Source organism: Pseudomonas sp. JL23, assembly GCF_056933585.1.
The window spans coordinates 100,033-122,273 of the sequence record NZ_CM167795.1; the positions used below are offsets into that span (position 1 = coordinate 100,033).

Here is a 22,241-nt window from a genome sequence, read left to right on the forward strand (position 1 = left end):
ATTGGAATGCGACCCCCGTGAGAGCGGCTGAGTGCGCACAAATGGTGCGTTAATTCTCCATTCCTGAACGGTTGCATCCCATTTTGGTTCGAAAAGAACCAGAGCAAGCTGCGTAATGTTGCACGCTGTCCAAAAAACGCCCGGTTTTCCTGCTTTAACGCTTCTTTTCGGAGCCTTGGTTTGGTTTTTGCAACTTCAGTGTCTTAACGCCCCATTCGCGCTGTAACAACGGCGTGCCAAAGCTGGCGAAGGTCTACCAGCACCAGCACTCCGGGGCCGCCTGAAATTGCAATGTGCCAAAAGAGGTCAACGATATTCATGACTATCAGCGACACGCTGCACCGACTGTTACTCGACAACCTGACCACTGCCACCATTCTGCTCAATGCCGATCTGCGCCTTGAATACATGAATCCGGCGGCGGAGATGCTGTTGGCGATCAGCGGTCAGCGTAGCCACGGGCAATTTATCAGCGAGCTGTTCACCGAGTCCGCCGAGGCCCTGAGTTCGCTGCGTCAGGCGGTTGAGCAGGCGCACCCGTTCACCAAGCGCGAGGCGATGCTCACCGCCCTGACTGGCCAGACCCTCACCGTCGACTACGCCGTCACCCCGATTCTCAGCCAGGGCCAGACCATGCTGTTGCTTGAGGTTCATCCTCGCGACCGCTTGTTGCGTATTACCAAGGAAGAGGCCCAGCTGTCCAAGCAGGAAACCACCAAGATGCTGGTCCGTGGTCTAGCCCACGAGATCAAGAACCCTCTGGGCGGGATTCGCGGTGCTGCGCAACTGCTGGCCCGGGAGCTGCCGGAAGAAAGCCTCAAGGACTACACCAACGTCATCATTGAAGAGGCCGACCGTCTGCGTAATCTGGTGGATCGCATGCTTGGCTCGAACAAGCTGCCGTCCCTGGCCATGACCAACGTGCACGAAGTGCTCGAGCGCGTATGCAGTCTGGTAGAGGCGGAAAGCCAGGGCTGCATCACGCTGGTGCGTGACTATGATCCAAGTATTCCGGATGTCTTGATCGACCGCGAACAAATGATCCAGGCCGTACTCAATATTGTGCGCAATGCCATGCAGGCCATCAGCGGCCAGAACGAGTTGCGTCTGGGTCGCATCAGCCTGCGCACCCGGGCCATGCGCCAGTTCACCATCGGGCATGTGCGTCATCGCCTGGTGAGCAAGATCGAGATCATCGACAACGGCCCCGGTATTCCGGCCGAGCTTCAGGAAACCATTTTTTACCCGATGGTCAGTGGGCGCCCGGATGGCACAGGGCTCGGTCTTGCCATTACCCAGAACATAATCAGTCAGCATCAGGGCCTGATCGAATGTGACAGCCATCCTGGCCACACCACCTTCTCGATCTTCCTGCCGCTGGAACAAGGAGCAGCTTCGACATGAGCCGTAGTGAAACTGTCTGGATCGTAGATGACGATCGCTCGATTCGCTGGGTACTGGAAAAGGCCTTGCAACAGGAAGGCATGACCACGCAAAGCTTCGACAGTGCCGATGGCGTAATGAGCCGCCTGGCGCGTCAGCAACCGGACGTGATCATCTCCGACATCCGCATGCCCGGTGCCAGTGGCCTGGACTTGCTGGCGCGAATCCGCGAGCAGCATCCGCGCCTGCCGGTGATCATCATGACCGCCCATTCCGACCTCGATAGCGCCGTGGCGTCCTATCAGGGTGGGGCGTTTGAATACCTGCCCAAGCCGTTCGACGTCGATGAGGCAGTGTCCCTGGTCAAGCGTGCCAACCAGCACGCCCAGGAACAACAGGGCATGGACGTTGCGCCGACCCTGACCCGCACCCCGGAAATCATCGGTGAAGCACCGGCGATGCAGGAAGTGTTTCGCGCCATCGGGCGTCTGAGCCACTCCAATATCACCGTGCTGATCAATGGTGAGTCGGGTACCGGTAAAGAGCTGGTCGCCCATGCATTGCACCGTCACAGCCCGCGTGCTGCGGCGCCGTTTATTGCCTTGAACATGGCGGCGATCCCCAAGGACCTGATGGAGTCCGAGCTGTTCGGCCATGAAAAAGGCGCCTTTACCGGCGCGGCCAACCTGCGTCGCGGCCGTTTCGAACAGGCGGACGGCGGCACACTGTTCCTCGACGAAATCGGTGACATGCCGGCCGACACCCAGACCCGTTTGCTGCGCGTACTGGCTGACGGCGAGTTCTATCGGGTCGGTGGGCACACGCCGGTCAAGGTCGACGTGCGCATCATCGCTGCGACCCACCAGAACCTGGAAACCCTGGTGCAGGCCGGCAAGTTCCGCGAGGATTTGTTCCACCGCCTGAACGTGATCCGTATCCACATCCCACGCATGTCCGACCGTCGCGAAGACATTCCGACCCTGGCCAAGCACTTCCTCAGCCGCGCTGCGCAAGAGCTGGCCGTGGAGCCGAAGCTGCTCAAGGCCGAGACCGAGGAATACCTCAAGCATCTGCCATGGCCGGGCAACGTTCGTCAGCTGGAAAACACTTGCCGCTGGATCACCGTCATGGCCTCTGGTCGTGAAGTGCATATCAGCGACCTGCCGCCGGAGCTGCTGAGCCTGCCGCAGGACGCCGCGCCGGTAACCAACTGGGAGCAGGCCCTGCGTCAATGGGCCGACCAGGCTCTGGCGCGTGGCCAATCCAGCCTGCTCGACAGCGCTGTACCGACCTTCGAGCGCATCATGATCGAAACCGCCCTCAAGCATACCGCCGGCCGCCGTCGCGACGCCGCTGTGCTGCTGGGTTGGGGCCGCAATACCTTGACTCGCAAGATCAAGGAATTGGGCATGAAGATCGATGGCGGCGACGATGATGAGGGTGATGACGCCTGAGTGATGTGGGTTGCATGAACTCTTGTGGGACCGGCTTTAGCCGGGAATAGGTCTTCCCGGCTAAAGCCGGTCCCACAGGGTGGTGAGTAAGGGCTGAGGCAATGGAACTACCAGCCTGCCACAGCTATCCAACGCTCACTATCAATGCAGGAGTGCCTCACCATGCGTCTCAAGTTCGCGGTCGCCACGTTAGCGTTGCTTTCCCTGCCGGTCGGTTCAGCGATGGCTGATGGCTTCTGGCGCGATGTCATTTCTTCCGGTGCAACCACCGGCTCCACCTACCTGACCTTCAAGGATCACAAGTTGATCGTCGCCGCTCAGGATGACGCCGGCAGTTTCGTCGCCAGTGACGGTGGCATTCGCGGGCCGTTCCTGGAAGCGGCCATTGAGCAGGTGCGTCGTGATAACCCTGGCCTGAAGGCTACCGACATGGACTTGGCCAACGCCATCCTGGCGAAGAATCTGGTCGCAGAGAACCAATAAGTTTTGCGCTGAATAAAACGGTGGGAGCGGATTCATCCGCGAAGAGGCCGGTTTGACCGATATATCTCTATCGATCAAACGCCCCATTCGCGGATGAATCCGCTCCCACCGTTTTTTGTGTTTCCAGTGGCGAAGAGTGTTACTCGCCGATAGCTGCCTTGTAACCCGCAGCGTCCAGCAACTTGGTCAGATCGCCTGCGGCATTGCTTGGCTTGACCTTGAAGATCCACGAGCCATAAGCATCGCTGTTCAGCGATTCAGGGCTGTCGCCCAGGGATTCGTTGACTGCGACTACTTCACCGCCAACCGGGGAGTAGATGTCCGAAGCGGCTTTCACCGACTCGACCACGCCTGCTGCGTCGCCAGCAGCGAAGACCTTGCCGATTTCCGGCAGCTCGACGAATACCACGTCACCCAGAGCTTCCTGAGCATGGTCGGAAATACCGACGACGATCAGGTCGCCCTCTTCCTTGGCCCATTCATGGCTTTCGGCAAAACGCAGTTCGGCGGGAATATTGCTCATTTATTCATCCTCGGATCGGGTCAGCGGAAGTCCGCAAAAAATATTATTAGATCAGGGTTTTGCCATGACGTACGAAGGTCGGTTGCACCACGCGTACCGGATACCACTTGCCTCGAATCTCTACTTCGGCGCGGTCGGCTGTCGCCATCGGTACCCGAGCCAGAGCAATTGATTTGCTCAGCGTAGGAGAGAAACTACCACTGGTAATCTCTCCTTCGCCAATTTCTGCGATGCGCACCACTTGATGGGCGCGCAATACACCGCGTTCTTCCAGGACCAGCCCGACCAGACGCGATGAGACGCCCGCCGCGCGTTCGGCGGCCAGGGCGGCGCGGCCGATGAAATCGCGCTCGGCCGGTTCCCAGGCGATGGTCCAGGCCATGTTGGCGGCCAGTGGCGACACCTGTTCGTCGATGTCCTGGCCGTAGAGATTCATACCGGCTTCCAGGCGCAGCGTGTCGCGGGCGCCCAGGCCGATGGGGGAAATGCCGGCACCGACCAGATCGTTGAAGAAACCGGGGGCCTGTGCGGCGGGCAGGATGATTTCCAGGCCGTCTTCGCCGGTGTAGCCCGTGCGGGCGATGAACCAGTCGCCGTCTTCCTGGCCTTCGAAGGGCTTGAGGCGATGGATCAGTTCGCTGCGTTGAGCCGAGACCAGTTCGGCGATCTTGCGCCGGGCGTGGGGGCCTTGAATGGCGAGCATCGCCAGGTCCGGGCGCTCGATAAGCTGTACGTCGAAGCCTTTGAGCTGGCGCTCCATCCAGGCCAGGTCCTTGGCGCCGGTGGCGGCGTTGACCACCAGGCGATAACCGCTGTCGGTGAGGTAGACGATCATGTCGTCGATAACCCCGCCGTCAGCGTTGAGCATGGCGCTGTAAAGGGCCTGGCCGATATTTTTCAGGCGGCCGACGTCATTGGCCAGCAGATGTTGCAACCAGGCCTTGGCCTGACTGCCGGTAACATCGATCACATGCATGTGCGAGACGTCGAACACACCGCAATCGCGTCGCACCTGATGGTGTTCCTCGACTTGCGAGCCGTAATGCAGCGGCATGTCCCAACCACCAAAATCGACCATCTTCGCGCCTAGCGCGAGGTGCAGGTCAAAGAGGGGCGTACGCTGTCCCATGGGTTTCTCCTTCCGGGCGTGGCGAAGGTGTGGGCTGCTGTGGCTCAGGCAAGTCTCATCCCTGTGAACAGGGGGCGAAACCGTCACTGGCACGCAGAATTGTCTGACAGACCACACCGATTGCGGCGCATTGTAGCCGCAAGGCGAGAGACCCGCACCTAAGCGATCTGTCGCGCCGAGCGGCGGATCAGACCGATGACCGGCAGCAGGCCGACCAGTACCAGTGTCAGGGCCGGCAGAGCAGCCCGAGCCCATTCGCCTTCACTGGTCATTTCAAAAATTTTCACGGCGAGGGTGTCCCAGCCAAATGGGCGCATCAGCAGAGTCGCGGGCATTTCTTTGAGTACATCGACGAAGACCAGCAAGGCAGCACTCAGGGCGCCCGGTGCCAGTAACGGCAGATACACCTTGAAAAACAATCGTGGCCCACTGACACCCAGACTGCGTGCTGCTTCAGGCAGCGATGGGCGAATACGTGACAGGCTGTTTTCCAGCGGCCCGTAGGCGACGGCGATAAAGCGCACCAGATAGGCCAGCAACAGCGCGGCGAGACTGCCCAACAGCAACGGCTTGCCCGTACCACCGAGCCAGCTGGACAGCGGAATGACCCATTCGCGATCCAGATAACTGAATGCCAGCATGATCGATACGGCCAGTACCGAACCCGGTAGCGCATAGCCTAGATTGGACAGGCTCACGCCGACACGAATACCTCGGGTCGGCGACAGGCGCCGGGCGAACGCCAGGATCAGGGCGACACAAACGGTGAGCAACGCCGCCGTACCGCCCAGGTAAAGGGTGTGCAGGATCAGATCGAGATAGCGTTCGTCGAGATCGAAGCGCCCGCGTTGCCAGACCCACACCACCAATTGCAGCACCGGCACGACGAAGGCGCAGGCGAATACCAGCCCGCACCAGCTACTGGCGGCCAGCGCTTTGATGCCGTGCAAGTGATACAGCGCCGTGCTCCGCGGCCGCTCGTTGGCGACACGGTTGGCACCGCGCGCGCGATGCTCGCCGTATAGCACCAGCATCACCGCCAGCAATAGCAGGCTGGCCAGTTGCGCCGCGCTGGACAGGCTGAAGAAGCCATACCAAGTCTTGTAGATGGCCGTGGTGAAGGTATCGAAGTTGAACACCGAAACCGCCCCAAAGTCCGCCAGGGTTTCCATCAGGGCCAGAGCTACCCCGGCACCAATGGCAGGCCGCGCAATCGGCAGGGCGACCCGCCAGAAGGCCTTCCAGGGCGATTGCCCGAGTATTCGCGCTGCCTCCATCAGGCCCTTGCCCTGGGCGAGGAACGCCGTGCGCGCCAACAGGTAGACATAGGGGTAGAACACCAGCACCAGAACAAAAATCACTCCGCCGGTGGAGCGTACCCGTGGCAGACGTACACCGTTGCCGAACCACTCGCGCAGCAGGCTTTGTACCGGCCCGGAGAAGTCCAGCAGGCCGACGAAGACAAAGGCCAGCACATAGGCCGGAATCGCAAACGGCAGCATCAATGCCCAGTCCAGCCAGCGCCGGCCGGGAAACTCGCAGAGACTGGTCAGCCAGGCCAGGCTCACGCCCAGCAAGGTCACGCCAATGCCAACGCCGAGCAACAGGATGGCGGTATTGCTCAGCAGGCGAGTCATCTGGGTTTCCCAGAGGTGCGACCAGATCTGCTGATCGATGGACTGCCAGGACAGCACCAGGACACTCAATGGCAGCAGGACCAACGCGGCGATGGCGTAGACCAGTGGATACCAGCGGCGTTGGGCGGGATGGGCCAAGGGGGAATTCTTATGGTGAGAGAGTAAAGGTCGGAACCGCTAAAGCAGGTTCCCTGCCACACAACCGAACAAACTAAATTAATGCGGTTTTATGTGGGACCGGCTTTAGCCGGGAAGACAATATGACAGGCAGCAGAAATGTATTGATCCTGCCTGCGCTTTCCCGGCTAAAGCCGGTCCCACATCAATGATGTGTTTGCGATTAATTCCAGCCAACCCGATCCATCATGCGAATAGCCTCGGCCTGGCGCTTGCCGGCGACTTCCACCGGCAACGCATCAGGTTTGAAGCTGCCCCAGCTCGCCACTTCCTCGGATGGCTGCACCGCCGGGTTGGCCGGGAACTCCTGGTTGATGCCGGAGAAGATGGTTTGCGCCTCGGTGCCGGTCATCCATTCGACCAAGGCCTTGGCGGCTTCCGGGTGCGGCGCGTATTGGGTCAAGCCGATGCCCGACAGGTTGACGTGCACGCCACGGTCATTCTGATTCGGCCAGAACAGCTTCACCGCCAGTTTGGGGTTTTGCTTGTGCAGGCGGCCGTAGTAATAGGTATTGACGATGCCGACATCGCACTGCCCGGCGTTGATGGCCTCAAGCACGGCGATGTCATCGGAGAACACATCGGTGGACAGGTTGTTGACCCAGCCTTTAAGGATTTTCTCCGCGGCTTCGGCGCCATGGGTTTCGATCAGCGTGGCGGTCAGGGACTGGTTATAGACCTTCTTCGCCGTACGCAGACACAGGCGACCTTCCCAGTTCTTGTCGGCCAGGGCTTCGTAGGTGGAGAGCTCTTCGGGTTTAACCCGGTCGGTGGAGTAGGCGATGGTCCGGGCGCGCAGGCTCAGGCCGGTCCAGGCATGGGTGGACGAGCGGTACTGGGCGGGAATATTGGCGTCGATCAGCGCAGTGGTGAAGGGCTGCAGGATGCCCATCTGCTCGGCTTGCCAGAGGTTGCCAGCATCGACGGTCAGCAGCAGGTCGGCGGTGGCGTTCTGGCCCTCGGCCTTGATGCGCTGCATCAGTGGCGCTTCCTTGTCGGTGATGAACTTGACCTTGACCCCGGTCTTGGCGGTATAGGCGTCGAATACTGGCTTGATCAGCTCATCGATCCGCGATGAATACACCACCACTTCATCGGCGGCCTGGGCGGCGCTGCCCAGCACGGTCAGGGTCAGAGCGGCGAGGAGAGCCTTGCTTGCCTTCATGGGAATGTCTCGTGTGCGCAAAATGAGGCGAAATGGTAGTGAATCCCATTTGTCATCTCAATCGAACAGAAGATAGAGGCGTTACTGGATGTTGCAGGGCTCCATGGGTATTTGAATTGGAGTGATCATTGTGGGAGCGAGGCTTGCCCGCGAATAGGGTTTTTCAGCCTTAGAGGCTGCGGCGGATGCACCGGCCTCTTCGCGGGCAAGCCTCGCTCCTACGGTCCTGGCGGACTACAACCTCGCCAATTCCGGCAGATCCCCGGTCAGGCCGAGAGCCTGGCGAACGAACAGGGCCTTGGCTTCGGGCAGTTGATCGACCACTTTAAGGCCGGCATTGCGCAGCCAGCGCAGGGGCAGTCGGTCGGTCTGGAACAGCCGTTCGAAGCCTTCCATGGCCGCCATCAGCGCCAGATTGTGCGGCATGCGCCGACGCTCGAAGCGGCTCAGCACCCGCACATCTGCCAGGCGTTCTTCGCGTTCGCTGGCGTGCAGCAGCACTTCGGCGAGGACGGCGGCATCGAGAAAACCCAGGTTGACGCCCTGCCCGGCCAGCGGATGGATCACGTGAGCGGCATCGCCGATCAACGCCAGGCCTTCGGCGACGTAGCGCTTGGCGTGGCGCTGACGTAGCGGCACGCACAGGCGCGGGTCGGCAGCCAGCACTGAGCCAAGGCGGCCTTCGAAGGCGCGCTCCAGCTCGCGGCAGAACAGGTCGTCTTCAAGCGCCATCAGGCGTTCGGCTTCGCTCGGAGTGACCGACCAGACGATGGAGCACCAATTCTCGCCCTCACGCTGCAACGGCAGGAACGCCAGCGGGCCATCGTCGGTGAAGCGCTGCCAGGCGGTCTTGTGATGGCCGTTCACAGTGCGCACGCTGGTAACGATGGCATGGTGCAGGTAATCCCATTCACGGGTCGCTGTGCCGGTCAGGCGCCGCACTGCCGAGTTGGCGCCGTCGGCGGCGACCACCAAGGGCGCGCGCAGGCGGCGGCCGTCGGCCAGGGTCAGCAGCCAGTCATCGCCCGAGCGACGCATCTGCTCCAGGCGGGCGTTGGCCAGCAGGCCGATATCGCTGTCATGCAGTTGCTCAAGCAAAGCGTCCTGGACCACTTTGTTCTCGACGATATGGCCGAGCACTTCGGCATGCACGCTGGACGCGGAAAAATGGATCTGCCCGGTGCCGCTGCCGTCCCAGACCTGCATCTCGCCATAAGGGCTGACGCGGCGCGCGGCGATGCCATCCCACACATCAAGACGTTGCAGGATGCGCTGGCTGGCCGCCGACAAGGCGCTGACCCGCGGCTCGAACGCCGCGTGCGGGTCGAACGGCTTGACGCTCAGCGGACTGCCGTCGAGCACGAGAATATCCAGGCCGCTGCCGCGTAACGCCAGGGCAAGGGCACTGCCGACCATTCCGGCCCCGACAATCAGCACATCTGCGCGGGTTTCCATGTGTTAAATCGCTCTTGCTGGCGGCAACTGCCGGGTGTGGGAAAGGTCATGCATCGGGGCGTGTCCCCAGGCCCATGGCCTGACGGGCAAACCAGCGCTTGGCGGGTGGCAGCAGGTCGAGACCGAGCAGGCCGAGGTTGCGTCCGGTCGTAACCAGTGGTTGGGTGCTGCCGAACAGGCGGGTCACCTTGTCCGAAAAGCCCACGGTCAGCTGTTGATCCAGGCGCTGACGTTCGCGGTACGCCAACAAAGTCGCCAGATCGCCCGGCTGCTTGTCGCTGGCCAGCAAGGCGTCGGCCAGCGCCTGGGTATCGCGCAGGGACAGATTGAAGCCCTGCCCGGCAATCGGGTGCAGGCTGTGGGCGGCGTTCCCGAGGACCACCAGATGGGAGCGGACTTGTTCGTCGGCCTCGATCAGATTCAGTGGATAGACGTGACGCACGCCGACCTGGCGCAGGGTGCCGAGGCGGTAGCCGAAGGTGTTCTGCAGTTCGCTGAGGAATGCCCGGTCATCCAGCTCGACCAGACGTTGGGTGTCTTGACCGGTGCGGGTCCAGACCAGGGCGCAGCGGTTTTCCGGCAATGGCAGCAGGGCCATCGGGCCTTCATCGGTGAAACGCTCGAAGGCCTGGCCCAGATGCGCTTCGCTGGGGGTGATATTGGCGATCAGCGCGCTCTGGTTGTATGGCCGCTGGCGCACGCCGATGCCCAGTTGCTCGCGCAGGCTGGAGCGGCCGCCGTCAGCCAGGACGGCCAGGTCGCAGTGGATTTCGCTGTCGTCATCCAGGGTCAGGCGGTAGCCGTCGGCTTCGGGCTGCATGCGCTTGACCTCGGCGGGTACGCGCCAGGTGACTACGTCCTTGTCCAGGCCCTGCCAGAGGCATTGGCCGAGCCAGGCGTTTTCCACCACGTAGCCCAGCGCCGGCACACCCTCTTCCAGGGCGGACAAGCGGGTCGCGCCGAAACGGCCGCGATCGGACACCTGAATATGCAGAATCGGCTCGGCACGTCGGGCAATGTGCTGCCACAGGCCCAGACGCTCATAGATCTGCCGGGCACCGAAGGACAGCGCCGAAGAGCGTGCGTCGTAGCTTGGCTGATAGCTGTCACCGGGGGCGAACGGCTCGATCATGACGATCTTCCAGCCGCGTTCCTTGGCGCCCGCCTGCAGGGCCAGGGCCAGGCTGGCGCCGACCAGGCCGCCGCCGATAATCGCGAGATTGAAACGGCTCATGCGGCTTGACTGCGGGCAGCGGCCATCAGGGCCTCGATTTCAGCAACAGTCTTGGGCACGCCACCGGAAAGAATTTCACAGCCTTGTCGGGTCACTACGACGTCATCCTCGATTCGCACGCCAATCCCTCTCCATTTTTTCGCCACGTTCTGATTGTCGGGCGAAATGTAGATCCCCGGTTCCACGGTCAGTGCCATGCCGACTTCCAGTACGCGCCACTCACCGCCAACCTTGTATTCACCGACGTCATGCACATCCATGCCCAGCCAGTGCCCGGCACGATGCATGTAGAACGCCTTGTACGCCTCAGTCGCGATCAGGGTATCGACGTCGCCCTGCAAAAGCCCCAGCTCCACCAAGCCCTCAGTAATCACCCTGACCGTAGCTTCATGTGCCTGATTCCAGTGCTTGCCCGGACCAATGGCAGCGAATGCCGCTTCCTGGGACGCCAGCACCAGCTCATAAATCGCCTTCTGTTCCGGCGAAAATCTGCCATTGACCGGGAAGGTCCGGGTGATGTCGCTGGCATAGCAGTCGATCTCGCAGCCCGCGTCGATGAGCACCAGATCGCCATCCTTGAGCGGCGCGTCGTTTTCCTGATAGTGCAGGATGCAACTGTTGCGGCCCGAGGCGACGATGGAGCCATAGGCCGGCATCTTCGCCCCGCCCTTGCGGAATTCGTAGTCCAGTTCGGCTTCCAGGCTGAATTCGTGCAACCCGGCGCGGCTGGCTTGCATCGCCCGTACATGGGCGCGGGCGGAAATCTCTGCCGCCTCGCGCATGACCTTCACTTCTGCCGCCGATTTATACAGGCGCATGTCGTGCAGCAGGTGATCCAGGGCAACGAATTCGTTCGGCGGCTGCGCACCAAGATGGGCCTTGGAGCGGATGACGTTGATCCAGTCCATCAGGTGGCGATCGAACTCTGGGTGGCTGCCCATGGCCGAGTACACCCGGTCGCGGCCTTCGATCAGGCCCGGCAGGATGTCGTCGATATCGGTAATCGGAAAGGCATCGTCCGCGCCATAGTCACGAATCGCACCTTCCTGCCCGGCGCGCAGGCCATCCCACAATTCGCGCTCGGCGTTGCGTTCGCGGCAGAACAGCACGTACTCGCCATATTCACGGCCCGGAATCAGCACCACCACCGCTTCCGGCTCGGGAAAACCGCTGAGGTACTGGAAGTCGCTGTCCTGACGATAGACATGCTCGACGTCGCGATTGCGGATCGCCACAGCCGCTGCGGGCAGGATGGCGATGCTGTTGGGTTCCATCTGCGCCATCAGGGCCTTGCGTCGACGGGCGTATTCCGACTTGGGGATATGGATCATGGGCAGGTGGTGTTCCTCTGTCGAACGGGCCGGTCAGTGCCTGATGCGCAGGCGCCGACCGGATCGCGGGGATGGGCAATCAATGCAGCGAAGGCTTGGCCTCGGCTGGCGCAGGCTTGTTGCACTCGGTGAACAGCAGCAGTGGTGCGACGCGCAGGTATTCCATGACTTCCATGTAATCGCTTTCGCCATCCTCGGATTCTTCCAGGGCGTCCTGGACTTGAGCGATGGCGGCGAGGTCCTGGAGTACTTCCTTTGCTTCGGCGCTCAGGTCCTGGCCACCGATGGTCAAGCCGAAGCCCGACAGGAAGCCATCACACCACTTGCCAAGCGCAGCTGCACGATCGGTCAGGGGCTCGTCGTCGCCAGGCAACAACAGGACCACGGTCATGTCGTCACTGGTCAGTTCGCCTTTGACCATCTCTTGCAGGCCGATCAGGGCCATTCGCACGGTGTCTTGCGGCTCGGTTTCCAGCAGCTGCGAGGCATCGGCAAACCAGCCCTCGTTATCGAAGCCGGCGCCGGCGCAACTGCGGCCGAGCAACAGACCGTGGAGTTCTGCCGGGGAAACAGGATGGCCGCTGTTTTCGAGCAGGGTGGCGAAGGCTTTGTACGGGGAATTCTGAGTGGGCATGGGCAGCTAGTCGCCAAAGGGCGCAATGTCTAGAATGAAGGTCTTGTATCGTAGGGTTACTGGACTATCCGCGCAACAAGATCACCAAAGCGGCGGTCAATGGTATTGGCGCAAAGCCAGCTCGTGCACCACTCATCAGAAAGTATTCAGTGGAAAACAATGGAAGACACCGACCTGCAAGCGCTGATGACCCGACTGGAGTTGTTGATCAATCGTGTCGAGCAACTAAAAAGCCAAAACGGACTCTTATTAGCTCAGGAAAAATCCTGGCGCGAGGAACGCGCTCACCTCATTGAAAAGAACGAAATCGCCCGGCAGAAGGTCGAGTCCATGATTTCGCGCCTCAAGGCCCTGGAGCAAGACTCATGAGTAATGGCAACAGCGTCACCGTTCAAATCCTCGACAAAGAATATTCGATCATTTGTCCGCAGGAAGAACGTACCAATCTGGTCACCGCCGCCCGTTACCTGGACGGCAAGATGCGCGAAATCCGCAGCAGCGGCAAAGTTATCGGCGCCGACCGCATCGCTGTCATGGCCGCCTTGAACATCACCCATGATCTGCTGCACAAGCAGAGCCTGCCTGATGTACAGGTCAGCGGCTCGACTCGTGAACAGGTACGTGACCTGGTCGGACGCATCGATCTGGCCTTGGCCGAAGACGCCGATTCCAAGCCGGGAACACCCCAAGGCTGATTCTTGCGAGATGTTTCGGTATACTGGCGCCCGCTCCCTGGAGTGCTTGCCAGTCGGTCATGTCCCTGAGCCGATACGCACAACCACGGGGGTTGCACGTTGGGGTCGGTGTGCATGTCCGCTTGACGGAAAGCCTTAAGACCTCCTGCAATCTCCACCTTGAACTTTCGGGTTCAAGGGCTACACCGACAGCGGTTCGTCGGGGAGTCTCACATTTATGTTCATTGCCTGCACAGCGGGCAGTGAGCAGCATGAAGTCATCGTCCTGATGGCTTTGTTCCCGGTTCGACCATCGATGGATCAGCCCGCATGACCGATGTCGCCCCGCCCTCGCGCCAGCAATTGCGTCGCCAGCTGCGTAAGGCCCGCCGTTCACTCAGCCCCAGTCAACAACGCCAGGCCGCTCTTGGGCTGTATCGCCAATTGGCGCAACACCCGTTGTTTCGCCGTGCCCGGCATGTCTCACTGTATTTGCCGATGGACGGTGAAATCGACCCGCGTCTGTTGCTGCGCGCCGCCCAGCGCCGGGGCAAGGCCACCTATCTGCCGGTGCTCAATGCCTGGCCGCGAACCAAGATGGTGTTCCAGCGCGTACGGCCGGGGGAAAAATTTCGGCCCAACCGCTTCCGCATTCCAGAGCCGCTGATCAATACCGGGCGGCAACGCAAGATCTGGGCGCTGGATCTGATTCTGATGCCGCTGGTGGGCTTCGATGACGAGGGTGGGCGACTGGGGATGGGCGGTGGTTTTTATGACCGCAGCCTGGCGTATCGGTCGCGCCGCAAGACCTGGAAGAAGCCGACGCTATTGGGCCTGGCCCACGAATGCCAGAAGGTCCCGCGCCTGGCCCAGGCCAGCTGGGATGTGCCGCTGGCGGGGACGGTGTCGGATAAGCGTTGGTATCTGGCCTGAGGTTGCAGGAACTGGCTTGCCGGGTGTGGGAGCCGCCTTGGTGGCGATCGAGTGCGAAGCGCTCGCAGCAGCGTAGTTGAATGGTCCACCGCAATCGCCAGCAAGCCGGCTCCCACGATGGCAGCATTCCAATCCGAAAATATTAATGCTTACCCGGCTTTTTCTGCTGTTGCTGAGTGATTTCAATCGGGGCCGCATCTGACTTGTTGGCCCACAGGCTCTGGGCATAGCCCGTGGTCACGATGCCCAAGCCGAACAAAATGACCAGAATCCATAGTAAATCCGGCTTGCGTTTCATTGACTGCCCCCCTTCGGCAAATCAATACGATGTCAGCATCGGTTTTGTATAGGCCGCGCAACAGCGTGAAGCTTAAAATGGCGGCATTCTCCGACAACATGACGCAGTTCGCAAATACTGGCGTCAGCCGACTGTCGGTTTGTCATCAAACTGTCTAAGAACCTGCCCATTCCCTGCTTGAGGAGTCTCGATGATGGCTTATTGGCTAATGAAATCCGAACCCGATGAGTTGTCGATCAGCGACCTGCAAGGGCTGGGCAAGGCGCGCTGGGATGGCGTGCGCAACTATCAGGCGCGTAATTTTCTGCGCTCGATGGCAGCGGGGGATGAGTTTTTCTTTTATCACTCCAGCTGCCCGGAGCCGGGTATCGCCGGGATCGCCCGGATCAGGCAAGCGGCTTACCCGGACCCGACAGCGCTGGATGGGCAAAGCCACTATTTCGATGCCAAGGCCAGTGCCGAAAAGAACCCGTGGAGCGCTGTTGACGTAGAGTTCGTCGAGGCATTCCCGAAGGTCTTGGGTTTGGGCTATCTGAAACTGCAGAGTGCGCTGGAACAGCTGCCCTTGGTGCAAAAGGGCAGCCGTCTGTCAGTGATGCCGGTCACCGCCGAGCAATGGGCGGCGATCCTGGCGCTGCGCTGAACGCTCTTACTGCACGATCAGGTTGTTGAACAACAGGTCTTCGACGATGGGCTTGCCCTCTTCGTCGGTCATCACCTGTTGCACCTGCTTGAGGGCTTCCTGACGCAGTTTTTCCTTGGCGTCGGCGCTGCTCATGCTGTCGACGGTCTGTTGCGAGAACAGGGCGACCAACTGGTTACGGATCAGCGGGTCGTTGCGCTTGACCGCGGCCTGGGCGTCAGGACCGGTCACGCGCAGGGCGATATCAGCCTTGTACACGCGCAGCTTGGGGCCGCCATCCAAGGCATAGTTGCCCACGAACGGAGGGGTCAGGGACACATAAATAGCCTTGGGCGGACCTTCTTCCTTGGCTTCTTCGTTGGCCAGAGCAGGCAGTGAGAAGGCCACCATCATCATCAGAATCCACGCTTTCACAGTCCACTCCTCAATACTATTTGTTGGCTAGCATACGTCAGCTTATAGAAAGCCATCATGGCCGGGCATGCTGATTGACCGAAAAAACTCGCCACCTACACTTATCGGCCATCACCGCGAAAGGAATAGCCCCGATGAAAGCCGTGCTGTGCAAAGCTTTCGGCCCTGCCGAAAACCTGGTGCTCGAAGAAGTGGCCAGCCCTGAAGCCAAGAAAAACGAGATCCTGCTCGACGTTCATGCCGCCGGGGTCAACTTTCCGGACACCCTGATCATTGAGGGTAAATACCAGTTCAAGCCGCCCTTTCCCTTTTCGCCGGGTGGCGAGGCGGCGGGTGTCGTGGCTGCAGTGGGGGAAAAGATCAGCCACCTCAAGGTTGGTGACCGGGTCATGGCCCTGACCGGTTGGGGCAGCTTCGCCGAGCAGATCGCCGTGCCGGGCTACAACGTCTTGCCGATCCCGCCCGCGATGGACTTCACCACGGCCGCCGCTTTCAGCATGACCTACGGCACTTCCATGCACGCCCTCAAGCAGCGCGCACAGTTGCAACCCGGTGAAACCCTGTTGGTCCTCGGCGCCTCAGGTGGCGTTGGTCTGGCGGCTGTAGAGATCGGCAAGGCCATGGGGGCCCGGGTCATCGCTGCCGCCAGCTCCGCAGAGAAGCTGGCAGTGGCGAAGAATGCCGGTGCCGACGAGCTGATCAACTACAGCGAAAGCAATCTCAAGGAAGAGCTCAAGCGCCTCACCCAAGGCAACGGCGTCGACGTCATCTACGACCCGGTCGGCGGCGATCTCTTCGACCAGGCCATCCGCTCCATCGCCTGGAATGGCCGCCTGCTGGTGGTGGGCTTCGCCAGCGGACGCATCCCCGAACTGCCGGTGAATCTGGCGCTGCTCAAAGGCGCGGCGGTACTGGGCGTGTTCTGGGGCTCATTTGCCCAGCGTCAGCCCCAGGATAACGCGGCCAACTTCCAGCAGTTGTTTGCCTGGCATGCAGAGGGCAAGTTGAAGCCGCTGGTGTCTCAGGTCTACCCGCTGGAAAAGGCGGGCGAGGCGATTGATTCGCTGGCCAATCGCAAAGCGGTGGGCAAAGTGGTGGTTGCGGTTCGTTGATCCCCCTGTTGCTCCGTTGTTCAGGCGGAGCAACTGCTCTTGTTACATCTGCTCACAATGTTCACAAATGAACACGGCAATCCGGCCATTTCCTACAAATATGCAGACGAGAAACACTCCTTTTTTCTGTAACGAAAATGTAACATTCACTTTCGCGCTGAAAAAAACAAAAAATGGAGATTTCGATGTTTGCTTTTTTTCGTCCTGCCGCTCACCGGGCGCCCCTGCCCGAAGAAAAGATCGATAGCACTTACCGCCGCCTTCGATGGCAAATTTTCGCAGGCATCTTCTTCGGTTATGCCGGGTATTACCTGCTGCGCAAAAACTTCTCCCTGGCCATGCCATACCTGATCGACGAGGGTTACACCCGTGGGCAGTTGGGCGTGGCCATGTCGGCCATTGCCATTGCCTACGGTTTGTCGAAGTTCCTGATGGGCATTGTCTCGGACCGTTCCAACCCACGCTACTTCCTGGCGTTCGGGTTGCTGGTGTCGGCGGCGGTGATGTTCGTGTTCGGCTTCGTGCCTTGGGCAACCTCCAGTGTTGCCATCATGTTTATCCTGCTGTTCATCAACGGCTGGGCCCAGGGCATGGGTTGGCCGCCGAGCGGGCGGACCATGGTGCACTGGTGGTCGCAGAAAGAACGTGGCGGCGTGGTGTCGGTGTGGAACGTGGCGCACAACGTCGGCGGTGGCCTGATCGGCCCGCTGTTCCTGTTGGGTATGGGCTGGACCAACGACTGGCATGCGGCGTTCTACGTCCCGGCCGCTGTGGCCCTGCTGGTCGCGCTGTTTGCCTTCGCAACCATGCGCGACACCCCACAATCGGTCGGCTTGCCGCCCATCGAGCACTACAAGAACGACTATCCGGAAGGCTACGACGAGAGCCATGAGGAAGAATTCACCGCCAAGGAAATCTTCGTCAAATACGTACTGCGCAACAAAATGCTCTGGTACATCGCCCTGGCCAACGTTTTCGTCTATCTGCTGCGCTATGGCGTACTGGACTGGGCGCCGACCTACCTGAAAGAAGCCAAGCACTTCACCGTCGACAAGACTTCCTGGGCCTACTTCTTCTACGAGTGGGCGGGCATTCCCGGCACGCTGCTGTGCGGCTGGATGTCGGACAAACTGTTCCGGGGCAATCGCGGCCTGACCGGTGTTGTATTCATGGTCATGGTGACCATTGCCACTCTGGTGTACTGGCTCAACCCGCCGGGTAACCCGACCATCGACATGATCGCGCTGATCTCCATCGGCTTCCTGATCTACGGCCCGGTCATGCTGATCGGCTTGCAGGCACTGGAGCTGGCGCCGAAGAAGGCGGCAGGTACGGCAGCAGGCTTTACCGGTCTGTTCGGATATCTGGGCGGTTCGGTCGCAGCCAGCGCAGCGATGGGCTACACGGTGGACCACTTCGGCTGGGACGGTGGTTTTGTTCTGCTGCTGATCGCGTGTGTGCTGTCGATTGTCTTCCTGCTGCCGACGCTTTGGCATAAGCAGGTGGCGAGTGTGAGTCGCAAATAAGCTATTGCACGTAGCAGTCATGTAGAACCGGCTTTAGCCGGGAGGGCGTCCTCGCGGCTAAAGCCGGTCCTACGGGGCAGATGATCGGGCGGCCATCAAACCGTCTGGCAATCAACCCGGCAGCGTTTGAGCCGGGCCTCGAGGTTGAGGTCTGGCATGGCGTGACTGCGTAGGGCGCTGGCGGTCTGCTCGACGTAGTCGCGGGTCGTGCCGTAGCGACCGCTGGCACTGGCCAGTACCTGGCTAAGTACGCTATCAGGCAGGTTGCCGGCATAGCTGGGCAAATGCCGCTCCAGAACAAAACCCAACGCCTGAACCCGGCGGCCGTCTTCCAGGCGGCAACTGAGCCAGTGTGGGCGATAGGATGGATACGGCATTTCCCGTTGCCACAGTGCGAGCAACGATTCCTTGAGGTTTTCTTCCGGCAGGCGGTAGGCAAAGCCACTGCATGAACCGCCGCGGTCGAGGCCGAACACCAGCCCCGGTTGTTCCGGTGTGCCGCGATGTTCGTGGGACCACAGATACAGACCGCGATGGTAGCCGTGCACGCGCCCCCGCTGGCGCTCCACGGCAGAGCATTCGGGGCGCCAGATCAATGACCCATAGGCGAACAGCCAGACCGGGCCACCATGATGGCGCTGCAGGGTATTTTCCATCGAGTGGATCAATTGCTCGTGGGTCAGCTGTGGGCCCAGGTCGATGACCGGCGGGTACGTCAGGCCCAGGCCGTCGTGCACGGCCGTCGCCAAGCTATTGATTTGGTTGTTCATTGGGCTCCCCCTGGCCGAAGCATGACCAGTTGTAGCGTTCCATGCGTGCGAAAAAAAGCAGTGCATCAGCCAATAAGCTTACTGGCTATATGACTATCAGACAGCCTCAAAAAGCCATCAGTCACTCTTTGACGCTGAATCGATTCAAAAACACATGATGCAATTAGTAATCCAGCAAATCTCCCGCTTGGCGCAAATTTGGGAAATGTCCTACGTTAACTGCTGACTTTTCAGCTATCGAGCCTATAAACGCATTGTTTATAAAGCCGCCCTTTGCGAGCGATAGGCAGGGTTGAGCGATGAAAGCTGTGCTGTTGGTAGCACTGATACTGTTATGCGGTGTGGTGCAGGACACTCATGCCGGCGAAGACGGCGCGTTCTGGCAGGTCCAGACCAGCGTGTATACGCGTCACTTCAACCCGGATCCCGAGCATAACAATCGGCAAAACCTGATTGGCCTGGAGCGCAATGAGGCTTCGGGTTTGCTGTACGGGGCGGCGACTTTTCGCAATACCTACGAGCAACGCTCGGTCTACGCCTACGGCGGCATGCGCTTCGACAGTACCGACTATCCGCTTTACCTGAAGGTCAGCGGTGGCTTGCTGCACGGCTACCGGGGCAAGTATCGCGACAAAATCCCCTTGAATCGCTTTGGTGTCGCGCCGGTGGTGGTTCCCGCCCTGGGCATGCATCTGGGGCCGGTCACGACGGAAGTGGCGCTATTGGGCACTTCCGTCGCGATTCTCAATCTGGGGCTGCGTTTCTAGATTCGCTTAGCCGCGCGGTGCATAGGCGAACACGTCGGCGCGCATCTGATGCGCGTCCATGCCCGCAGCCACCAGGGCGTCGAGAGTGGCATAGATCATTGCCGGTGAGCCGCTGCCATAAACGTGCACCCCGGACAGATCGGTTAGGTCTTCGCAGACGGCCTCGTGCAGCATGCCGCAACGCCCTTCCCAGCCGCACAGGTCGCTGACGATCTTGTGCAGATACAGATTGGGCAGGCTCTTCCACTCGTCCCAATGGCGGATTTCGTAGAAGTCTTCCGGGCGACGAACACCCCAGTACAAGTGCACCGGATGCTTGAAGCCCTTGGCGCGGCAGTGTTCGATCAGGCTGTGCATCTGCGCCATGCCGGTCCCGGCAGCGATCAGCACCAGTGGCCCGTCGGGCAGCTCGGCCAGATGGGTATCGCCAAAAGGCAGATCGACCTTGGCGATACCGTTGCGTTGCAGTTGTTCGATCAGGCTCTGGGCGCTGGCTTCGCGCACCAACACGTGCATTTCCAGGTCGCGGCCGCTATGGGGCGCGCTGGCCAGGGAGAACGCCGATTTCTCACCGTTCTCGCGGTGGATCATCAGGTACTGACCGGCGTGATAACGCGGCGCCTTGCCTGCTGGCGCCCGCAGCCCGACACGCCAGACATCGCCGCCAACCTCGGCGCATTCACTGACCTGGCAGGCAAAGGTGCGCACGGGCAGTTCGCCCGGCGCAAGAATACCGTCCCACAGCAGCTCACAATCTTGCAGCGGCTCGGCGACACAGGTGTAGATCTCGCCATGGGTGAGTGTCTCGCCGTTCTGGCTGACCTGGCCCGAGACCAGCAGTGCCGCGCAGACATGGCAATTGCCATTGCGACAGCTCTGTGGGCATTCGTAGCCCAGGCGCTGGGCGGCGTCGAGAATCCGCTCACCCGGCAAGGTTTCCAGCACTGCGCCCGATGGCTGCAAGGTTACGCGCATCAATCTATTCCCAACTGATTCCAGATGTCGTCGATCCGGCGGGTTACGGCCTCGTCCTTGACGATTGCCCGACCCCATTCGCGGGTCGTTTCACCCGGCCATTTATGCGTTGCGTCCAGCCCCATCTTCGACCCCAGCCCCGATACCGGTGACGCGAAGTCCAGGTAATCAATGGGCGTGTTGTCGATCATCACCGTATCGCGCTTGGGGTCCATGCGCGTGGTGATGGCCCAGATGACGTCGTTCCAGTCACGGGCGTTGATGTCGTCGTCGGTGACAATAACGAACTTGGTGTACATGAACTGTCGCAAAAACGACCACACACCCAGCATCACACGCTTGGCGTGGCCGGGGTACTGCTTCTTCATGGTCACGACGGCCATGCGGTAGGAGCAACCTTCGGGCGGCAGGTAGAAGTCGGTGATCTCCGGGAACTGCTTTTGCAGGATCGGTACGAACACTTCGTTCAGCGCCACGCCGAGAATGGCTGGCTCGTCCGGCGGCCGACCGGTGTAGGTGCTGTGGTAGATCGGCTTGATGCGATGGGTGATGCGCTGCACGGTAAACACCGGGAAGCTGTCGACTTCGTTGTAATAGCCGGTGTGGTCGCCATACGGACCTTCATCGGCCATTTCGTTCGGATAAATCACCCCTTCCAGAACGAACTCGGCACTGGCCGGGACCTGCAGGTCGTTGCCACGGCATTTGATCAGCTCGGTGCGACTGCCCCGCAGCAGGCCGGCGAAGGCGTATTCGGAGAGGCTGTCCGGCACCGGCGTCACGGCGCCTAGAATGGTCGCAGGGTCTGCGCCCAGGGCCACGGCCACCGGGAACGGCTCGCCGGGGTGCTTGTCCTTCCACTCCTTGAAGTCCAGGGCGCCGCCGCGATGGCTGAGCCAGCGCATGATGACTTTGTTGCGGCCGATGACCTGCTGGCGATAGATGCCCAGGTTCTGCCGCTCCTTGTTCGGCCCGCGAGTGACGGTCAGGCCCCAGGTGATCAGCGGGGCGACGTCGCCCGGCCAACAGGTCTGCACCGGCAACATGCCGAGGTCGACATCGTCACCTTCGATGACGATGTCCTGGCAAGGCGCGTCCTTGACCACTTTCGGGGCCATGGCGATGACTTTTTTGAAGATCGGCAGCTTGGACCAGGCATCTTTCAAGCCCTTGGGCGGCTCGGGCTCTTTCAGGAAGGCCAGCAGCTTGCCGATCTCGCGCAGTTCTTCGGTCGATTCGGCGCCCATGCCCATAGCCACGCGCTCGGGGGTGCCGAACAGATTGCCGAGCACCGGAATGTCGAAGCCGGTGGGTTTTTCAAAGAGCAGTGCCGGGCCCTTGGCGCGCAAGGTCCGGTCACAGACTTCGGTCATTTCCAGCACAGGGGAAATGGGCACTTGGATGCGTTTCAGCTCTCCGCGCTGCTCTAACTGCTGCACGAAATCGCGTAGGTCGTTGAATTTCATTAACCCGGCCACTCATAAAATAGACGCACATCCTACCTGCTCTGAAGCATGGCGCCAT

Annotated in this window: 23 protein-coding genes and 1 other RNA gene; 11 read left to right on the top strand and 13 right to left on the bottom strand. The window is 60.6% G+C overall.

Going from position 1 to position 22,241, the window contains the following annotated elements; genetic code table 11:
- Positions 1–318 precede the first annotated feature (318 nt).
- The 3 genes from glnL (at position 319) to AC1Z24_RS00485 (ending at position 3,320) form a co-directional block, all read left to right on the top strand.
- Positions 319–1,404, top strand: coding sequence for a nitrogen regulation protein NR(II) (gene glnL / locus AC1Z24_RS00475; RefSeq protein ID WP_259101173.1), 1,086 nt, complete (start codon positions 319–321; stop codon positions 1,402–1,404).
- Positions 1,401–2,837: a nitrogen regulation protein NR(I) gene (ntrC, locus tag AC1Z24_RS00480; RefSeq protein ID WP_259101175.1), complete on the top strand. Its 1,437-nt coding sequence runs from the start codon at positions 1,401–1,403 to the stop codon at positions 2,835–2,837. The genes glnL and ntrC overlap by 4 nt, the downstream gene beginning before the upstream one ends.
- Before the next feature lie 162 nt (positions 2,838–2,999).
- The gene (locus AC1Z24_RS00485; protein WP_259101176.1) at positions 3,000–3,320 is read left to right on the top strand and encodes a DUF2388 domain-containing protein; all 321 of its coding nucleotides are present in this window, start codon (positions 3,000–3,002) and stop codon (positions 3,318–3,320) included.
- 139 nt (positions 3,321–3,459) lie between these two features.
- On the opposite strand, the gene gcvH is transcribed toward AC1Z24_RS00485, so the two are convergent.
- From gcvH to AC1Z24_RS00525, 8 genes are all read right to left on the bottom strand, one after another.
- Entirely contained in the window at positions 3,460–3,843 is a 384-nt protein-coding gene (gene gcvH, locus AC1Z24_RS00490; RefSeq protein ID WP_483744155.1) for a glycine cleavage system protein GcvH, read from the bottom strand.
- Between the two features lie 46 nt (positions 3,844–3,889).
- The gene (gene gcvT, locus AC1Z24_RS00495) at positions 3,890–4,972 is read right to left on the bottom strand and encodes a glycine cleavage system aminomethyltransferase GcvT (RefSeq protein ID WP_259101180.1); all 1,083 of its coding nucleotides are present in this window, start codon (positions 4,970–4,972) and stop codon (positions 3,890–3,892) included.
- 158 nt (positions 4,973–5,130) lie between these two features.
- Complete coding sequence (locus AC1Z24_RS00500; RefSeq protein ID WP_483744156.1) at positions 5,131–6,747, bottom strand: ABC transporter permease; 1,617 nt, start codon at positions 6,745–6,747, stop codon at positions 5,131–5,133.
- 202 nt (positions 6,748–6,949) lie between these two features.
- A complete protein-coding gene (locus AC1Z24_RS00505; protein ID WP_483744157.1) occupies positions 6,950–7,951 on the bottom strand; it encodes an extracellular solute-binding protein in 1,002 nt (333 codons plus the stop codon).
- 234 nt (positions 7,952–8,185) lie between these two features.
- The gene (locus tag AC1Z24_RS00510; RefSeq protein ID WP_483744158.1) at positions 8,186–9,406 is read right to left on the bottom strand and encodes a 2-octaprenyl-3-methyl-6-methoxy-1,4-benzoquinol hydroxylase; all 1,221 of its coding nucleotides are present in this window, start codon (positions 9,404–9,406) and stop codon (positions 8,186–8,188) included.
- 46 nt (positions 9,407–9,452) lie between these two features.
- Entirely contained in the window at positions 9,453–10,640 is a 1,188-nt protein-coding gene (ubiH, locus tag AC1Z24_RS00515) for a 2-octaprenyl-6-methoxyphenyl hydroxylase (RefSeq protein ID WP_483744159.1), read from the bottom strand.
- Positions 10,637–11,971, bottom strand: a complete 1,335-nt coding sequence (pepP, locus tag AC1Z24_RS00520; protein WP_483744160.1) for a Xaa-Pro aminopeptidase — start codon at positions 11,969–11,971, stop codon at positions 10,637–10,639. The genes ubiH and pepP overlap by 4 nt, the downstream gene beginning before the upstream one ends.
- Positions 11,972–12,050: 79 nt before the next feature.
- Entirely contained in the window at positions 12,051–12,605 is a 555-nt protein-coding gene (locus tag AC1Z24_RS00525; RefSeq protein ID WP_483744161.1) for a YecA/YgfB family protein, read from the bottom strand.
- Between the two features lie 159 nt (positions 12,606–12,764).
- Between AC1Z24_RS00525 and AC1Z24_RS00530 the strand changes: the two genes are divergently transcribed.
- The 4 genes from AC1Z24_RS00530 (at position 12,765) to AC1Z24_RS00545 (ending at position 14,212) form a co-directional block, all read left to right on the top strand.
- Positions 12,765–12,974, top strand: coding sequence for a TIGR02449 family protein (locus AC1Z24_RS00530; protein WP_259101194.1), 210 nt, complete (start codon positions 12,765–12,767; stop codon positions 12,972–12,974).
- Positions 12,971–13,300 (top strand): cell division protein ZapA, encoded by a 330-nt coding sequence (locus AC1Z24_RS00535; protein WP_483744162.1) that lies wholly within the window; start codon positions 12,971–12,973, stop codon positions 13,298–13,300. The genes AC1Z24_RS00530 and AC1Z24_RS00535 overlap by 4 nt, the downstream gene beginning before the upstream one ends.
- A 31-nt stretch (positions 13,301–13,331) precedes the next feature.
- A non-coding RNA gene (gene ssrS, locus AC1Z24_RS00540) (6S RNA) lies at positions 13,332–13,510 on the top strand.
- Positions 13,511–13,609: 99 nt separating this feature from the next.
- Entirely contained in the window at positions 13,610–14,212 is a 603-nt protein-coding gene (locus tag AC1Z24_RS00545; protein WP_483744163.1) for a 5-formyltetrahydrofolate cyclo-ligase, read from the top strand.
- 142 nt (positions 14,213–14,354) lie between these two features.
- Here AC1Z24_RS00545 and AC1Z24_RS00550 read toward each other — a convergent pair whose 3' ends face one another.
- Positions 14,355–14,510 carry a hypothetical protein gene (locus AC1Z24_RS00550; RefSeq protein WP_483744164.1) on the bottom strand — a complete coding sequence of 52 codons (156 nt, stop codon included), beginning with the start codon at positions 14,508–14,510 and terminating at the stop codon, positions 14,355–14,357.
- 190 nt (positions 14,511–14,700) lie between these two features.
- Between AC1Z24_RS00550 and AC1Z24_RS00555 the strand changes: the two genes are divergently transcribed.
- The gene (locus AC1Z24_RS00555) at positions 14,701–15,153 is read left to right on the top strand and encodes an EVE domain-containing protein (protein ID WP_483744165.1); all 453 of its coding nucleotides are present in this window, start codon (positions 14,701–14,703) and stop codon (positions 15,151–15,153) included.
- A gap of 6 nt (positions 15,154–15,159) precedes the next feature.
- On the opposite strand, the gene AC1Z24_RS00560 is transcribed toward AC1Z24_RS00555, so the two are convergent.
- Positions 15,160–15,567, bottom strand: coding sequence for a flagellar basal body-associated protein FliL (locus AC1Z24_RS00560; RefSeq protein ID WP_259101203.1), 408 nt, complete (start codon positions 15,565–15,567; stop codon positions 15,160–15,162).
- A 134-nt stretch (positions 15,568–15,701) separates the two neighbouring features.
- Here AC1Z24_RS00560 and AC1Z24_RS00565 point away from each other — a divergent pair, with 134 nt between their 5' ends.
- Both AC1Z24_RS00565 and glpT read left to right on the top strand, forming a co-directional pair.
- On the top strand, positions 15,702–16,679 hold the full coding sequence (locus AC1Z24_RS00565; protein WP_483744166.1) for an NADPH:quinone oxidoreductase family protein: 978 nt from the start codon (positions 15,702–15,704) through the stop codon (positions 16,677–16,679).
- 185 nt (positions 16,680–16,864) lie between these two features.
- Positions 16,865–18,205, top strand: a complete 1,341-nt coding sequence (glpT, locus tag AC1Z24_RS00570) for a glycerol-3-phosphate transporter (protein WP_483744167.1) — start codon at positions 16,865–16,867, stop codon at positions 18,203–18,205.
- A gap of 95 nt (positions 18,206–18,300) precedes the next feature.
- Here glpT and AC1Z24_RS00575 read toward each other — a convergent pair whose 3' ends face one another.
- Entirely contained in the window at positions 18,301–18,975 is a 675-nt protein-coding gene (locus AC1Z24_RS00575; protein WP_259101209.1) for a gamma-glutamylcyclotransferase, read from the bottom strand.
- A gap of 299 nt (positions 18,976–19,274) precedes the next feature.
- Here AC1Z24_RS00575 and AC1Z24_RS00580 point away from each other — a divergent pair, with 299 nt between their 5' ends.
- Positions 19,275–19,742, top strand: coding sequence for a sn-glycerol-3-phosphate transporter (locus tag AC1Z24_RS00580; protein WP_483744168.1), 468 nt, complete (start codon positions 19,275–19,277; stop codon positions 19,740–19,742).
- Positions 19,743–19,748: 6 nt separating this feature from the next.
- Here AC1Z24_RS00580 and AC1Z24_RS00585 read toward each other — a convergent pair whose 3' ends face one another.
- Positions 19,749–20,717, bottom strand: coding sequence for a CDP-6-deoxy-delta-3,4-glucoseen reductase (locus AC1Z24_RS00585; protein ID WP_483744169.1), 969 nt, complete (start codon positions 20,715–20,717; stop codon positions 19,749–19,751).
- Positions 20,717–22,183, bottom strand: a complete 1,467-nt coding sequence (gene ubiD, locus AC1Z24_RS00590) for a 4-hydroxy-3-polyprenylbenzoate decarboxylase (RefSeq protein WP_483744170.1) — start codon at positions 22,181–22,183, stop codon at positions 20,717–20,719. The genes AC1Z24_RS00585 and ubiD overlap by 1 nt, the downstream gene beginning before the upstream one ends.
- Positions 22,184–22,241 lie beyond the last annotated feature (58 nt).